At 38.4% G+C, this 16,851-nt stretch carries 12 protein-coding genes; all 12 read right to left on the bottom strand.

Annotated elements, in window-relative coordinates; all coding sequences use genetic code 11:
• Positions 1-61 precede the first annotated feature (61 nt).
• The 12 genes from JNUCC23_RS05075 to JNUCC23_RS05020 all read right to left on the bottom strand — a co-directional run bounded on the left by JNUCC23_RS05075 (position 62) and on the right by JNUCC23_RS05020 (position 16,780).
• Complete coding sequence (locus JNUCC23_RS05075) at positions 62-880, bottom strand: carbohydrate ABC transporter permease (RefSeq protein WP_062183563.1); 819 nt, start codon at positions 878-880, stop codon at positions 62-64.
• Entirely contained in the window at positions 880-1,824 is a 945-nt protein-coding gene (locus JNUCC23_RS05070) for a carbohydrate ABC transporter permease (protein ID WP_454214651.1), read from the bottom strand. Before JNUCC23_RS05070 ends, JNUCC23_RS05075 begins: the two co-directional genes overlap by 1 nt.
• Positions 1,825-1,961: 137 nt before the next feature.
• A complete protein-coding gene (locus JNUCC23_RS05065; protein WP_062183569.1) occupies positions 1,962-3,245 on the bottom strand; it encodes an ABC transporter substrate-binding protein in 1,284 nt (427 codons plus the stop codon).
• Between the two features lie 34 nt (positions 3,246-3,279).
• Entirely contained in the window at positions 3,280-4,050 is a 771-nt protein-coding gene (locus tag JNUCC23_RS05060; protein ID WP_403074139.1) for a sugar phosphate isomerase/epimerase family protein, read from the bottom strand.
• Positions 4,051-4,129: 79 nt separating this feature from the next.
• The gene (locus tag JNUCC23_RS05055; protein ID WP_062183576.1) at positions 4,130-5,137 is read right to left on the bottom strand and encodes a LacI family DNA-binding transcriptional regulator; all 1,008 of its coding nucleotides are present in this window, start codon (positions 5,135-5,137) and stop codon (positions 4,130-4,132) included.
• 219 nt (positions 5,138-5,356) lie between these two features.
• On the bottom strand, positions 5,357-6,889 hold the full coding sequence (locus tag JNUCC23_RS05050; RefSeq protein WP_403075157.1) for a multicopper oxidase family protein: 1,533 nt from the start codon (positions 6,887-6,889) through the stop codon (positions 5,357-5,359).
• A 301-nt stretch (positions 6,890-7,190) separates the two neighbouring features.
• Entirely contained in the window at positions 7,191-9,335 is a 2,145-nt protein-coding gene (locus tag JNUCC23_RS05045) for a M28 family peptidase (RefSeq protein WP_454214648.1), read from the bottom strand.
• Between the two features lie 301 nt (positions 9,336-9,636).
• On the bottom strand, positions 9,637-10,893 hold the full coding sequence (locus tag JNUCC23_RS05040) for a glycosyl hydrolase family 18 protein (protein ID WP_454214646.1): 1,257 nt from the start codon (positions 10,891-10,893) through the stop codon (positions 9,637-9,639).
• A 146-nt stretch (positions 10,894-11,039) separates the two neighbouring features.
• Complete coding sequence (locus JNUCC23_RS05035) at positions 11,040-12,140, bottom strand: AbrB family transcriptional regulator (protein WP_454214645.1); 1,101 nt, start codon at positions 12,138-12,140, stop codon at positions 11,040-11,042.
• A gap of 560 nt (positions 12,141-12,700) precedes the next feature.
• Complete coding sequence (locus tag JNUCC23_RS05030) at positions 12,701-13,993, bottom strand: CitMHS family transporter (RefSeq protein WP_454214643.1); 1,293 nt, start codon at positions 13,991-13,993, stop codon at positions 12,701-12,703.
• 514 nt (positions 13,994-14,507) lie between these two features.
• Positions 14,508-15,191, bottom strand: coding sequence for a response regulator (locus JNUCC23_RS05025; RefSeq protein ID WP_454214641.1), 684 nt, complete (start codon positions 15,189-15,191; stop codon positions 14,508-14,510).
• Positions 15,179-16,780, bottom strand: a complete 1,602-nt coding sequence (locus JNUCC23_RS05020) for an ATP-binding protein (protein ID WP_454214639.1) — start codon at positions 16,778-16,780, stop codon at positions 15,179-15,181. Before JNUCC23_RS05020 ends, JNUCC23_RS05025 begins: the two co-directional genes overlap by 13 nt.
• Positions 16,781-16,851: the final 71 nt, after the last annotated feature.

The following is a 16,851-nucleotide window of genomic DNA, read 5'->3' as shown; positions in this document are numbered from 1 at the left end:
TCCCTCCTCAGATATTCAACTAATCGAACTTAGTTTATCAATTTGCTTAGCATGAAACCTTTTACCCTTTTACAGACCCACCCGCCAGACCTTTGACTACTTTTTCCTGAGAGAAGAAGTACACAACGAGAATTGGCAGACTGAATAATGTTAATGCAGACATTAATCCCGGAATATTTACTGAAAATTCGCCATAAAAATCCTGAAGACCAAGGGGAATCGTCCGATTTTCAGGACTTGAAAGTAAGACTAAAGCGAAGATAAACTCATTCCATAAATGAATAAAATTATAGATAAATACGGTCATCAACGCAGGTGTCAACATCGGCAAAATGACCCGCCAGAAAATACCGAAAGGCGTACAGCCATCCATCTCCGCTGCTTCCTCAAGAGACTTTGGAATTTCCTGCATAAACTGTGTCAAAATAAAAATGGAAATCGGTAAACTAAAAGCAATATATGGTCCTAATAGTGCCCATAATGTATCGTAGATCCCCATACTTTGAGTCAGTTTAAAAATAGGGATCAGTGTCGCATGAATGGGAAGCATCATTCCAGAAATAAACAACAGGAAGAGTGGACGATTAAACTTGAATTTCATCCTACTTAATGGATAACTTGCCAATGCCGCAATAAACATAACAATCACGACAGCAGCCACTGATACGATTAGACTATTTAAAAAGTAGTGGCTAATCCCCATCTCAAAAACAGAAGTATAGTTACTGAAATTAAAAGAACTAAAAAGGGAGAAAGGTTTTTCAAAGAAATCTCCCTGTGTTTTTAACGACGTGGAAATCATATAGAGAAATGGATAACCGGTAAAAACAAGCAATAATAAAGCTATGATATAAAGTGGGAATTTTTTCATAACTGCCATTACTCGTATCCTCCTTTTCGCTTACGTACGGATTCTAGGACTTGAATGATAATCGTGACGATTAGCGCAATAAAAAACATCAAGAAGGCGATAGCACTGGCATAACCCATGTTGAAGTTATTAAATGCTTGTTTAAACATGTAAGTACCCATTAATTCAGTTGCGCCGTTCGGACCGCCACCAGTCATAATATAGAAAATATCAAATGCTTTAAGTGATCCAACAATTGCTAAGATTGATGAACTGACAATCGTCGGCAATAAAAGGGGGATCGTAATATTTTTAAATTTTTGCCATGTATTTGCCCCATCAATCTGGGCAGCTTCATATAATTCTTCTGAAATCCCAACAAGTGCTGCTTTAAACAAAATCATATAAAACGGAGAGAACTGCCAGACGACGACTAATAAAACCGCTATCATCGCTGTACTTTCATTGCTAAGCCAGGCAATGTTTTCAAATCCAAGGAAATTAACAAACAAATTAATGACACCATTGATCGGGTCAAACATGAGTACCCAGAGCATACCAATTGCAACCGTAGACATTAAAAATGGGAGAAAATAAATACTGTTAAATAAACGAAGCCCTTTGATAGGAGCAAATAGCATAAGCGCCATAATCAAACCTAGCGGAATCTGGACAAAAACAGATGCAAGAACAACCCAGGTATTATTTTTCAAAGCCGTCCAGAATATTGCATCTTTGAAAAGCTCTACATAGTTTCCAAGACCTACAAATGTTTTTTCAGTTGTCCCGTCCCAATTGTAAAAGCTGTAATTTAACGTTGCAAAAATTGGATATACAACGTATAGGAGGTATACGAGCAATGCTGGGGCAACGAATAAGCAGATTGTCATTACATTTTTGTTACGTGAAATTTTCTTCGACTTTGTCCTTCCAATCTTCTGTATTATATCTATTTTTTCTGTCTGTGCATTCACAAAGATCCCTCCTTTGTTTGTCCCAAAAGGGTCTGACCTCACACTCTATACACCCGTTTATTGTGTCTTTTACGCTATAAACGATTTATAGAGCATGTGGGATCTGACCCTTTCTTCATAGGACGGCCTCTACTTTTTTACTTATCAAGCATTTCTTTCGCTTTCGCTTCCATCTTCTTTCCTGCTTCTTTCGGTGTCATTGTTAGCCCGAAAAGTGCCTGAGTTGTGTCTTTATGAAGTTCAGCGAGTTCCGGCGGCAATGTTTGATCGTACGGCATTTGCATGAACGTTGCATTTTGAATCAACTCATAAAGTGGCTTCATCGTTTCATCAGTTGGAATAGCCCCTTTTATCGCTGTTAAAGAGCCCGTCTTATCTGTATAGATTTGCGCATTTTCCTTTGTTGTCAATTCATTAATAAGCTGTGCAGCAAGATCGGGCTCTTTTGCGCTTTTCGATACAGAAAAAACAGGACCTGTTGCTGCGCCGATTTCCGTTTGAATCCCTTTACCATCCGGTACTGTCGGGAATGGGAAGAAACCTAGTTTCTTTTCAAATTCCGGATTTTCTGCCCGTATGTTATTAATGAAAGAAGTAGTCATATCCATCATGGCTGCTTCTCCCGTGTATAGAAGTTGACGACCGCGCCCTTCATCAACAGGGATGCCATTGGCTCCTGGATTAAATGCATCCATTTTCACTAAATCTTGAATATACTCACCAGCCTTAATAAACGCTGGGTCATCAAAACCGCTTCCTGTTCGTTTAAACGCACTCTCAAATAATTCAGGGCCTGCAATGCGACTTACAAAGTTCATGAAGAAGTAAGCGCCTGGCCATTTGGTTTTATTTGTTAATGCTATTGGAATGATTTTATTTTCTTTTAGTGTCTCAATCACTTGAACAAATTCTTCATATGTTTTCGGTTCTTTCAAATTGTACTTAGCAAAGATTTCTTTATTATAGAACATAACATCTGTTGAAATACCCAGAGGGACGCCGTATACTTTTTCATCAAATTTCGTGTTAGCAATGGCATTTTCAAGGTATAAATCCTGGTCGACCTGGTCTGTAATATCAAGCACTTTACCTTGATCAACAAAGTTTTTCAGCCAGCCACCGCCCCAGCTTTGAAAAATATCTGGGGGATTACCGCCCGACATAGCGACGGAAAGTTTTTGCTTGTAAGCATCATTCGGAATACGATTGAGTTTTACTTTTGTACCTGGGTGATCTTGCTCAAACTGAGCTATTACATTTTCAAAATATTTTTCCCGCTCTCCCGGTTCGATGTGCCACACTTCAATCACTTTTTCACCCGATCCACTTTTCCCTGTCGCTTTTGAGCCGGTTCCCTCTCCTCCACAAGCTGCAAGCATGATCATTGAAGCAGCCGTTAACGTTGCTAGAAATTTTCTCATAGTCTTCCCTCCTGTTTTTTATGAAAATAGTGGTTTACACGTTCGCTAAATGAGGCAATCGCTTCTTCAAATACTTCATACTAATTTCAATGCTTTCAAGTGGTGAACGCCTGCTTCTGTCTTGTTCCACAACCCACCATTCCACATTAGCTTCTTCACCTTTTTCAAGTACTGATTCAATGTCAACGCCTCCAGTACCTAGTTCTGCAAAAAAACGTTCTTCGTCAGTCGTCATATCTTTCAAGTGAATAAGTGGAGTTCTGTTAGGATATTGCTTGATCCAAGCTAACGGATTTTGACCGGCTCTAGTCAGCCAATAGATATCAAATTCCGCTTTTACCCATTCTGGATTCGTTTCCTCAAAAATCGTTTCAAGCGCTGTACGCCCGTCCGAAAGTTTTTCTAATTCAAAATCATGGTTGTGATAGCATAGTGTAATGCCTTCTTTGCTGCATGTGTCTCCAAAACGATTTAATAGCGTAATGAGTTCACGGTAATCTTCTTCTGTTCTTCTTTCCGGAGGAAGATAGGGACAAACAAGCTTATTGCTCCCAATTCTATGCTGATCATCAATTATTTTTGTTAAATCTGCCTCCATCTCTATAAGAGGTATATGGCTGGCTGCTGCACGAAGACCTAAATCATCCATAACGACTTTTAATTCTGTCGTTGTTAAATCGCCATACCCGGCAAATTCAATCCCTTCGTAGCCGAGCTCTGCTACTTTTTTCAATGTGCCAGTAAAATCTTTGCTGCTTTCCTCTCTTAATGTAAACATTTGAAGTGCAACTGGAATAGCTGTCATAAAAATTCCCCTTTTCAATTTATTGGAATGTAATCGATTGCATCATTTGTAATCGATTACATTTTCCTTCTACTGAAAATTACTGTCCTTTTATGTTGGCGCCACATGATTCACGAACGATAAACTGACTTTCAATGACATATTTTTCATGTTCAAGTGAATCACCACTCATAATCTTCAAAAGCAGTTCCATAGATTTTCTTCCCATCTCATGAAACGGTTGAGCAATCGTTGTCAGCGCTGGATCAAAAACAGCTGAAAATTTAATATCATCAAATCCAATCACCGCTAAATCTTCCGGTACTCTAATCCCCATTTCTTTTGCTGCTTTGATACCACCCATTGCCAGTTCATCGTTTCCAAAGAAAATAGCAGTTGGCTTATTGTCCTGCTTCATTAATTTTCTTACTGAAGAATAGCCACATCCGATTGAATATTCTCCTTCAATCATAAACAATTCATCAACAGGTATATTATAATGAAGTAATGCTTTACGATAGCCTTGCGCACGCTCACGACCGATTGCCACATCGAGGGGCCCTGAAACATGAGCAATTTTTCGATGACCTAATTTTATTAAATGCTCCGTTATTTGATAACCACAATTTAAATTATCAATACAAACTGCCGGAATATCCAGTTTTTCAACAAAATCAGAGGCAAGTACAATCGGATAGTCGTGAGCAATCTCCTCCCATAGCTCCTGAGCTAATTTAACTGTTAATAAAATAACGCCATCTACTTGTTTCTGTTTTAAATGATTAATATAACTTTGTGCTTTTTCCATCCTGTTATTTATATTACCTAACAAAACTTGATAACCTTTTTCAGTGGCTACTGTGTCAATTCCAGAAATAATTTCCGAGAAAACTAAGTTTGTTAAACTAGGCACAACAACTAGAATGGTCTTTGTTTGATTCGTTCGAAAATGGCGGGCTAGAATGTTTGGCTGATAATCTAGCTGTTTAATAGCTTCAAAAACTTTTTGCTGAGTTATCTTTTTAACAGCTTCAGGATTTCTAAGCACTCTCGACACTGTAGCTGTTGATACATTCGCCAGTTTTGCCACATCACTCATTTTCACCATCTTCTTCTACCCCTTACCTAAAATGTAATCGATTACATTTATTATCTTGATTCTAACTTGTTCGTTTTAATTACGCAATAGTTTTTTGAAAATTTAATTAATTATAACCAATCAAAAAGACTCCAAGCCTACACCCAGAGCCTTCACAAGCTTTTCTTGCTGACGATATTGAACAAATGATCATATCGTTCCTTCGTTCATTAATAAATAATAAAGGTTTTATCGGATGACCATAAACGGTCTCATCATTTCATAATCTTCGTGTTCCAGCATATGACAATGCCAAACATATAAACCTGCAAACGTATCAAAATGCATGATAATTCTCGTTACTTCGTTAGGGTTCACCCTTACTGTATCTTTCAAGCCTCTTTCTTGTGGTTCAGGCGGCATCACTTGACTCGTATAGTGTATGACTCTCTCTTTTTTAAAACGTTCTACGTCAAATGTTCTCCGGTCGAGCACCTGGAAATCTATCAAATGAATATGAATCGGGTGAGTATCTTGCGTTACGTTAATGAAATTCCATATTTCAATTGTTCCTAATTTCGGATTTTCTGATATAGGTGCTTCCCAATCTTTATTATCTAATAACATAATTTCACGACCGTATTGATCGGTCGCCTGATCCAATGTAAGATGTCTTTCCCTAGAAGCAGTTTGTTCATTCATTTTGGGAAGTGTTTCTAAATAAGATGGGATAACGCTCGTATCAATACTTTTAAGGGGAAGACTCACTCTAAATTCCATCACAGTACCCGTATTTTGACTGGCTGGCTGGCCAATTGGAAATGGTGCTGGTGCATCATTTTTCATGACAATATTTTTTCCCTCAAGATTGGTAAAATCAATAATAACTTCCGCTCTTTCTGCTGGAGCCAACGTGAGTTCTTTAATTCCAATCGGGTACTCCATAAATCCTCGATCTGTTCCGATTTGATACATATGTTGCCCTGAATCAAGCCTAATTCGATAGAAACGAGAGTTAGATGCATTCAACAGCCTAAACCGATATTTACGCGCTTCTACTTTTAAATAAGGCCATACTTTCCCATTTACAAGGTTTGTGTCCCCAAAAAATTCAGGAACAATCGATGTGTCTAATTCTTGAACTGTTTTATCCGGCTGCTTTGGGTAAAATAGCGAACCATCTTCATTAAATGATTTATCCTGTATGATAAGTGGGATATCATATTGACCACTAGGTAAGTTCAATAAACGTTCCCCTTGATTTCGAATAAGATAAAAACCTGCCAAGCCCGCATAAACATTAAGTCTAGTGATGCCGAGAGCATGATCATGATACCAAAGCGTAGATGCGCGCATATTATTTGTATATTGATATATTTTCTTTTTGAAATATGGACCGACTTGTTCGAACCCTTTCGTAAACCAAGACTCTGGATACCCATCACTTTCCCATTCCACACTGGCACCATGTACATGTACGACCGTTCTTACATCTGGTACATCTCGATGGGCGCCGTGCACCGTATAATCAATCGGAAAAAGATGCTTCTTAGGAAGATTATTGATCCATTTAATCCATACTCTTTCGCCACTTTCCACCTCGATTGTAGGACCAGGATAACTTCCTTCATAGCCCCATACCGTTGTTTCCATTAACTCACTATGGAGGGATTGCCTAAATTCAGTCATATTTACTTCATAATACGTATCATATTGATTTTTTTGACAAGGTTTTAAAACGGGGGGAATTAGGAGTTCATCTACAAATTTAGAAAGAATCATCATTTTACTCCTTTATAGACTGCCGACTTACTATTACTTTATTGGATTTAGAGGATAAATATGCCGTTATATATTTTGAATAAAAGATCTCAGTTCTTATACTCATTCCGGAACATAATGGCCTAAAGTACTGGGCGTTCCCACTTTTCTATTACTCTGCTTTCACATTTATATGTCGTGATCATAGATAAGTAGTCTGACATCTTTCGTTAAAGCAGGGGGAAATTAATCGTTCAATGTATATACAATCCTTCCTACACAAAAAAACCAAACAACAAAATATCTGCTGTTTGGGTATCTATTATTCTACAATTGCATTCAGTTTTTCTTCCAATGCATGAACGTCACTTACTTCTTTATCAATTGTCTGCTTTAATAGAGCCTTTTGATTTTCTTTTGCATTCTTCAATGCTTGGATTTCAGCATCCACTTTCGGGTCTTTCGTATCAGACTTCGATTGAAGACTATTGATTACGTCAAATAGGTCTTCATGTCCGATGATTTTCCCATTTCCCCAGCTTAATCGGTCTGCCCCTTGGTCTAGTACCTGGTTCGTGAAAAAGTCGAATGTTTCACGATCAAAATGATACGCATACCAATTATTATCAACGAGCCATAAATAATTATCAAGCGCAACATTCACATTTCCTTTTTGCAAAGCGTCTAATGCATGGTCAATCGCATCAAGGTTGTTCTGGGCATGTTCATGAGGAAAAAGCGGCTCATCTTCCCATGTTAGTTTCAAGAAGTTATCTTGAGAATAACGGAAAATTTCTCGCAATTTGTCATTGAAATCCTTATTTTCAGATAGTAATTTTTTCGCTTTATTCTCATCGCCATCAACAAGTGCAGCCTTATAGTCAGCATTAATTTTATTGACTTGTTTGGTTACTTTTTCAGCAGTAACAATCACTTTATCCAAGCCTGCATTCAATTCTGCAGTATCAATTCCTGCAGTAGCATTCACATCTTTATTGATAGTTTCTTTCATCGCTTTAAAACGTTCTGTAAAATCCAACGGCATAACAGCTGTTTGATCATATGCTTGAACAAGCAAGCCGTACAGATTATGGTGGAATTCAAAAGCCTTTTCGTTATAAGTAGATTCATTATCGAATTGAGAATGATAATGAGTTTTCATAAAATCAGAGTCTTGGAAATCATTACGCTGAGCAGGAATCCCTCCAAGTGAATAGGAAAAGTCGTCAGACCATGTTCGTAATGGGGAAACTACACTGATTCCATCTTTATAGACTCCCTCTACTTTCGGTACTTCTTTCGAAAACTTTGTCAGAAACTGATCTAATTCATAAACAGATCGTATTTCATCTGCACTTGTATGCTCATAGGCAGGTAATTCAAAGTTAATGTTTGCGACAACTTGTTTCTGCCATTCTGGACGCGCTTCAAAGATTTGTCCATAGGCACCCGTGGACCAATCATATCTTGAATTAGCAATTCCCCACTCCTCTGCTGCCTGTGCTACAAATACAATGGTTTTCTCTGGTTCGTAGTTGCTGTCAATTAAGCCTTTGGCAATACCTGCCAATAATCCAATCGCAGCTGAATCATCTTGGAAGCCATCAAAATACGCATCATAATGAGCGCTTAACAGAATGATAGAATCCTTGTCTTTCCCTGGAATTTCGCCAACAATATTATACGACTTCGCATCTCTCTCAACAATCGATACGGCATCAAAAGTTACTGATACGCTTTCTTGATTCGTCTCTTTCATTAATGCAAGTAAACCGTCTGCATCTTTTCTCGAAATTGAAAACGCTGGAGTATCATCCGGTCCGCACAAATCTTGTGCATTCAATGCCTCTGGATCTATCTCCCCATATCCGCCCTTTTGTGCAGCAAGAACCGCTTTTGCTCCTTTTAAAGACGCTTGATAGGCGGGGTAATTAATCCACCATTCATCTCTTTGGTTAATATCAATTAACACTAATTTCCCTTTCACATCAAGACCTTCCAGATCCTGCTTCGTTCCTTTTCCTGCATAGACCACTTCAAACTCTTCAGGTCCATCTGTGACAAAATTCGCCTGATAGCCGCCTAAAACCAATTCATGCTTCTCATTATTATGGTCAACATATGTGAGGTCTGCTTTCTCAAACTCCCAGCTATCGACAGTTACCTCGTCCTTCGTAACATTCTTCAATCCGATCTTCTTAAACTCATCTGTCAGCATTTCTCCAGCCTCGAACTCAGCTTTCGAGCCTGCTGGTCGATAGCCTAATTTCTCGTTTGATTTATAAGTTGTTAGCCTTTTAGTCAAATCAAAAGAATAATTTGTATCTACCTTTTCAAGATATTCAGAAGCACTTGTTTCTTTTTGAGATACCTCTTTCTTCTCAGATGCAGGCTCTACTTTCAGGCTATAATACCCGGCAATTAGGAGCACGATAATAAATAAGATTGCTAAATTCCATTTTTTCAATGACGATTTTCCTCCACATGTGCTTAATTTTCTATCAATATGAAATATATCAACTATGCTATTGAACAGCAAGGCTTTTTTTGAGTGCCAGTCAACATTCGAATTTCTCCAAAAAAAAAGCAAAGGATTAAACCTTGCAACAACTAAATACAGTACAAGATTAGTGTATGAAACACTACATACTGATTTAGAGTGTGAGGTTAGACCCTTATACGCCCTCTTTCTTTGAATCCTCTTCCAATCAATAAAGATTCATCATCGACTTACTTTATAGTTTTTAATTGTTAAAGATGATTATTATTCACAATTTCTTTGTCAGAAATTCATCTACTAAATAACCTGCTTGAGGAAAGTGTAATCCTAATTGCCAAGCTCCAATTCCTTTTAACCGGTAATCAACTATCATTTGGAGTTTTTGAGCAAGAGCCTTTGCGTCTTCGAACCAAACAATATGTAGCTTACCAGATTCGTCTTGGTAGCGATAGAAAGGTTGTTGATCTTCAATGGAATATTGAATGGGTACCTGATATTTCATAGCTGTCTCGATTGCATCCATAACAGAAATAGCACGCGCGCTCATAACAGCCCCATTAGACATTGTCCAATCATATCCATACCTTGGTACACCAAGGATGATTTTATTTCTTCTCATGAACTTTTGAGCATATTCGATTGTTTTTCTAACTTCTTTTATAGGAGCGACAGGTCCAGGTTGGCTACTTGCTTCATGCCAATCGTAGGCCATGATAAAAACAAAATCAACAGCTGCACCGATTCCTCCATAATCATATCCTTGTAACCAGGAAATATCATCACTTGTTTTCGCTGGCACGGCAACGGACGTATAATACCCTTCAGGCTTTAATCGCTCTCGTAACAAGCGTAAGAAACCACTATATATATCCCGATCTATCCCACGCACTCTTTCAAAATCAATATTCACCCCAGCGTAATTATTACTTTTAACCAAATTATAGATATGATCAATTGCACGCTGTCTTAATTCAGGATTATTTAAGACACTTCCTACTAAATCTGGATTAAATCCAGTCTCTGTTAAATTGGTTATTACTGCAAGAGGTACTACCTGATGCCCTTTGATCAATGTGATAAGTTGCTGGTCATTATGTAATGAACTTAAACTTCCATCTTCAAGAATATGATACTCAAAAACTCCATAAAAAGTAGTGATGGAAGCAAATCTTTGAACATTGAACTGATTAATCTCGGGTGTGGAAGGCGTAAGATAACCAAAGTTTTCTGAAATATATTTCAACCTAGGTGGAAGATATACATTCATACCAATTTGTAATACATCCGAATGTAGACCATTGATTAGACGGATCGTTTCCATTGGAAGTAAAGCCATTTGGGCTATAATATAGAGCGAATCCCTGGGTTGAACTATATACACATTCGTAGGAATAACTAAATCTTGTCCAGGTACGAGTCGATCTGTTTTTAAGGCATTTTTAATTCGGATACTGTCCATTGAGACTTGATATTTCGTAGCCACAGCATACAAGGAATCTCCTGCTTTAACCACGTAGATAAACATAACCCACCTCATTTATCCGTTCTTTGCATTATTAAATATATTCATCTACCGAACAGGATATGTGATTCGTTGCTACATTTATCATGGGTAGAAAATTGGAGTTATCAAATACGTCATACTTATCTATGCCGTTAACATGCCATACATTAAGCTGAGATATGGGAATGTACATTTTTTCGAATTTCCCACTTATGCATTATTTTAAAAATCGGAGGCAATACAAGACAAACTACTATAATTCGGAGTACCTGAACAGCCACAACAAATGTGGAATCAGCATCTAGAACAACTGCTGTTGTCGCCATTTCCGCAATGCCTCCAGGTGCAAATGCGAGGGCTGTGGTCATAAACGCCATTCCTGTTATTTCGGAAACGAAGTAAGCACATGCGAACATCGCCGCTATTAAAACGAGCGTACTGATGAACGCGACGAGTAATGTTTGTTTTAAACCGATAAACATTTCTTTACGGAAACGAGAGCCGATCGAAACGGCAATTAAAATTTGGGACACCACCATGATGCTATGCGGCCAAAAGGCAATCATATCGTGTCCCGTAGAGGTAGAGGTGATGGATTGCACAATGGCTACCCCCACCATGCTTCCAAGGAGCCATGGCGCTGGAAATTTCAAATATTTACCGACACGGTATCCCCCATAGGCAATGACAGCAAGCACTATACTCCATAAAAGGTGATCAATTTCAAATATAGGGCCTGACGTTTGTACGATAACTAGTTCAGCCGGAATGATCACCAATACGGACACAACCATCGGGATAATTAAAATGACAAGAAAAACACGCATCGTTTGAATAATGCTGACAACCGCTGTGTTAGCGCCGACTTCCTCAGCCATCCCCGGCATAGCCGATAATCCACCCGGTGCTGTACCGAAAAAACTTGTCAGCATATTCGTTTGGCTACATTTCCAAAGTGCCAAACCAGATAGTAATGAAAACAATATTGAAAGCAATAGCATGACGATTATGACAATCCAATGTTCCTGAAAGACTGATAGAACAGATAAATTAATTTTTTGACCAAGTTCAATGCCCAAAATACACTGCCCAATATACAACCAGTACTTCGGCAAACCTTTCGCTTCTAGAAAATTTGGGAATACGAAAGAAATAAGGGCAGCGACGAGCAATGTCCCAAGCATCCACCCAATCGACAAACCTGTCAATGAAAGAAAAAAACCACCAGTGCTGCTTAAAACAATAAACAACCATATATTTTTATTCAATTTTACATCGGCCTTCTTTCCGCACCTTATATCTTTTATTATAAAGAATGGACAGTCATAAATAAAATAGCATTTTGATATGACTAACCTTAAGTAAAGATTATGTTATCTAAGTAATTGTTATGCAAGGACCGACTGATACGTTTGACAAACACAAAGATACGGACTCCCTGCCTTAAACTACCTATTACTACTCCCCTCAATAATCAGGCCTTTCACTCCATTGTTTACATCCATTCCAAACTTGTTTGCCAATGAGACATTGCGCACTAGAAAAAAACGTGCACTTTACATAAAGAAGTTATTCATCCAAACGCCCCCAAAGATACTAAACGATCGGGCATATATCGGCCGTGAACAAAATTTTAAATCCCTAAGAGCGAACAAGCTGCTTGCAAGTTATCCACATCCTGTGGCCTTCGACAAGCATAAGCCAAGCAATCTGATGAGGAGTTGGTGTTCTCCCATATTAGATTGCTTGGCTCCGGCCTTTTTAGGTTAGGCAGCTTGCACTAGACACCCACTTTATTATCATCGCATACGTTTGATCTTTCTCGAAATTATAGAGGGATTATTCCTAATACAACAGCAACAAGAATCATGACTACTGTTGAACCACACGCCCACTTCAAGAAGGCACGCTGTAGTGCGCCAAAATCCGCTCCTACCATCCCGACCAATAGATATGTAGAAGGGACAAGGGGACTTAAGAGATGAACTGGCAGCCCTAAAAGAGAGGCTCTGCCGATCAAGGCAGGATCGATTCCATATGCAGCTCCAGCCTTAGCAAGTAATGGAAGTACACCGTAATAAAAGGCATCATTGGACATGAAGAACGTAAACGGTGCACTAATAACGGCTGTGATTACAGCAAAGTGTGAACCCATTACATCTGGGATATGCTGAATCATTGAATTTGCCATGGCATCCACCATTTCAGTTCCTGCAAGAATTCCAGTGAAAATTCCAGCTGCAAAAATCATCGAAACAACGGATAAAGCATTGTCAGCATAATTGGCTACACGTTCTTTTTGATCACTCAATTTCGGATAGTTTATCGTAATAGCTATGGCAAAACCAATCATAAACAAAACGGCTGATGGCAGTAGTTCCATGATTAGGGCTACTAATAGGATAATCGTTAACGCATAGTTAAAAACAATTAATTTAGGGCGCTTTAGGTATAATTCCTCAGTTGCAGCCGCTTGTTGAGCTGCGCCAAGATGGTCGAACTCTATTACACCGATTCTTTTTCTTTCTTTTCTGCCGAGACAATATGACATGAACAAAACGAATAGAACACCGCCAATCATGGAGGGAATGACAGGTGTGAATACGTCTGACATTTCAAGGTTCAATGCTGTCATCACCCTTGCTGTCGGTCCGCCCCAAGGAAGAAGATTCATAACGCCTGACGCAGAGACAGCAATACCTGCTAATATCAGCGGTCTCATCCCAATCCTTTTAAATAGGGGAAGCATTGCAGAAATTGTAATCATGTATGTGGTGGTCCCATCTCCATCTAGTGAAATGAGCAGGGCCAAAACAGCTGTACCTATGGAAATTTTTACAGGATCTCCTTTTACCACCTTAAGAATTGTCTTAATAATTGGGTCAAAGACTCCAGCATCAATCAAAACACCAAAGAATAAAATCGCAAATAATATCATGATGCCAGTTGGAGCAACACTTTTGATTCCTTCTAGCGCCATTGGTCCCATCTCACTCCCGAAACCACCTATGACCGCAAATACAATTGGCACGACAATGAGAGCAATCATAGCAGAAAGTCTCCCCGTCATAATTAAAATCATAAATACAATAATCATCAAGTATCCAAGTAAAGCGAGCATATTTATCACTCCTTATCTTATAGAGAATGTTCAAAAAGTCCGGTAAAAAAGCTTGCGAATTGCATCAAAGCGCATTTTTGACCTTCTGTTAAAATCGCGCACGTCATGACGAGCAACACTGAAGTCAGCACATCCTGTGCAAGTCCGGTCCACAACGCTACCGCATACGCGAAAGGTTTGAGACTTATCGCTTCTCGAACTTCTCGTTCTTTTTATCCTCCTTTTTGAACAAGCACTTATATCTAAATAAATTGTACTCTATGCTCGTACACTTGTAAGCGTTTACAAATTTAAGTTTTTTAAAACTATTGTGAAAATTTTGTTCATTTTGTTCATGAAAGGTTTTTTGGCTTTCCGTGGATACATAGGGATTTGTTTTTTATACAAAACGAATATGGCGTTAAAACGTCACAAATTACCATGAAGGATATGTCAATGTCCTTCATGCAAAAGAGAAAGACCGAACTCAATCAATCTGATTCAGTCCTTCTAAGAATTGCGATAGACAATTTCATCAAGTTTTACAATATCTTCGTTCTGGTCTCCCGACAACACCGTATACCACTTCAGCTTTGCATTTTTGAATAGATATCAAATATTCCAGATATCGTCTTGCAGTTGTCCTGGAAGCGCCAATTTGAACACTCACTTGCTCTGCCGACAAACTAGTGTCACCCTTCTCAAGGACAGTTCTCACTTTCGATAATGTAATTTCGTCGATTCCTTTAGGTAATAAAGATCCTTTGTTTTCCTTGGCTGGGAAGTTTTTTTGAAAGATAAGATCTACAAAATCCTGGTCTAAATCACTCTTAGATTGCAACAGCTGGGACTTACTAAGATATTCTTCAATCGTTTGATAAAAACGTTCCATTTTTACTGGTTTGACCAAATAGTATTCCACCCCATAGCGAAGTGCATGTTCAAGTATTTCTTTATCGATCGCTGCCGTAATCATGATAATATCCACTCGCGGGTATTTTTGACGAATGACTGGTAGCAAATCGGAACCGAGTTGATCTGGCAAATATACATCAAGAAGGAGCAGGTCCGGTGTGTTTTGCTCCAACATTTGAATCGTTTGTTTCGCATTTAAAGCTTTACCTATTACGTCTATTTCCGCAAATTTATTCAGGAACTTCTCATGAATGTCCGCTACACGAAAATCATCTTCTGCAATGACTACTGTTATTTTATCCATTCTTCTCCTTCTCTCTGTTCTTTAGGAAGAAAAACTGTAAAAACTGTGTTTTCTACCTCACTTTGCACTTCAATGATGCCTCCAAGTTCCTTCACTGCACTCTCAGCATTGGAAAGTCCGTATCCACGTGGCTTTTCACTTGTCTTCTGTGTAAAGCCACGTTCAAAAAGCAATAACATGTCTTCTTCCGTAATTCCTTTACCATTGTCACTTACTTCAAAGATAATATCCTCTCCGATATCAGTGGCAAATACTTTTACGACCGGTTCCTCTATATCATAAACAGCCTCAAAGGCATTATCTATTAAATTACCAAGTATGAGGGTTAGCTGGAACAATTTAATATGATCCGGAAGTTTATTTATGTAGCTTTGAGAATCTATTTCAAATCTAAGCTTTTTTTCAGATGCTTTCCCTAATTTCCCTAACAAGATTGCCTGAACCTTTGTATCCTTTATTTGTTCGAATACAATCTGATTGATAAATTGAAGCTCAGAACTTTCACTTTGAATCATATTTATTGCCTCGTCATATTCCCCTAATTGGATTAATCCAGATAGGACATATAATTTGTTCGTATATTCATGTGTTTGTGCTCTTAAATCCTCTGAATGCATTTTCACTTCTGATAATGTGTTCACCATTTGCTCGATTTCTGTTTTATCACGAAACGAAGCAACTACACCACTTACTCCTTCATCATCGAAAATCGGCGTGATGCTCACGATAATCGTTTGGTGTTTCCAAGTCATTTCCCGATCGATTTGCGGCTCACCCGATTTAAGCACATCATACAATTGACTTGAAGGAAATAATCCATCTACCTTCAAACAGCGAACAGTCCCTGTAACATTTAGCAGTTTTTTTGCTGGCTTATTCATGGAATTGATCATGCCGTTTTTATCAACGGAGAGGATTCCTTCTTTCACGGAATGGAGCACGGCATTTTTTTCTTTATATAAATTGACGATTTCATATGGCTCTAGTCCCATTGTATCTTTACGTATACTCCGTGCAAGCAAATAGCTGCCTATAATTGAAATAACGAGAGCTAGGAAAGACACAAACAACTCTTTGGACACATTTCTTACGATTTGTTGCTTAACATCCTCAACTAAATAGCCTACCGAAACAATCCCAATTATGTTGCCATCCTTATCAAATATCGGCGATTTCCCTCTCATTGAAAGACCAAGGGAACCACGTGCTTCCGAAATATAATAGTCACCATTTTGAATTGCTCGCTCGTTGTCTCCACCTAACATTCGCTTCCCAATTTCTGATGGCATTGGGTGGGAATAGCGAATTCCAGCTTTATTCCCGACTACGATAAATTCAGCACCCGTCTCATTCCGGATTTTTTCGATAACAGGTTGGATGTGCTCAGATGGATTTTCTAATTCAAATGCCTCGATAATAGTAGGCATAAATGAAATCGCTTTAGATAACTCCAAAGCGATGAGCCCTCTATCCTCTGCAATTTGCTTTCCTTCCATATAGGTAAAGTAAGACGTTAATAAAATAATCAAAAATAAGCTTAATGTAAGTACTAACCCAAGAATCTTTGTTTGTAATGATACTCTTCTCATATTCAACAGCATCCTTAATTTTCATTCACTTTTTCTTTAAGTTTATCGGAATATGAAAATTAAATCATCTC

The sequence above is a fragment of the Peribacillus sp. JNUCC 23 genome (genome assembly GCF_053653995.1).
The sequence above is the reverse complement of the archived record's forward strand: the minus strand, read 5'-3'. Positions and strand labels throughout refer to the sequence as shown.

Bases quoted from the DNA above. Each gene is read 5' to 3' on its own strand.
- JNUCC23_RS05075 (WP_062183563.1), bottom strand. From the start codon at position 880: ATGGCAGTTATGAAAAAATTCCCACTTTATATCATAGCTTTATTATTG.
- JNUCC23_RS05065 (WP_062183569.1), bottom strand. From the start codon at position 3,245: ATGAGAAAATTTCTAGCAACGTTAACGGCTGCTTCAATGATCATGCTT.
- JNUCC23_RS05060 (WP_403074139.1), bottom strand. From the start codon at position 4,050: ATGACAGCTATTCCAGTTGCACTTCAAATGTTTACATTAAGAGAGGAA.
- JNUCC23_RS05055 (WP_062183576.1), bottom strand. From the start codon at position 5,137: ATGGTGAAAATGAGTGATGTGGCAAAACTGGCGAATGTATCAACAGCT.
- JNUCC23_RS05050 (WP_403075157.1), bottom strand. From the start codon at position 6,889: ATGATTCTTTCTAAATTTGTAGATGAACTCCTAATTCCCCCCGTTTTA.
- JNUCC23_RS05040 (WP_454214646.1), bottom strand. From the start codon at position 10,893: ATGTTTATCTACGTGGTTAAAGCAGGAGATTCCTTGTATGCTGTGGCT.
- JNUCC23_RS05030 (WP_454214643.1), bottom strand. From the start codon at position 13,993: ATGCTCGCTTTACTTGGATACTTGATGATTATTGTATTTATGATTTTA.
- JNUCC23_RS05025 (WP_454214641.1), bottom strand. From the start codon at position 15,191: ATGGATAAAATAACAGTAGTCATTGCAGAAGATGATTTTCGTGTAGCG.
- JNUCC23_RS05020 (WP_454214639.1), bottom strand. From the start codon at position 16,780: ATGAGAAGAGTATCATTACAAACAAAGATTCTTGGGTTAGTACTTACA.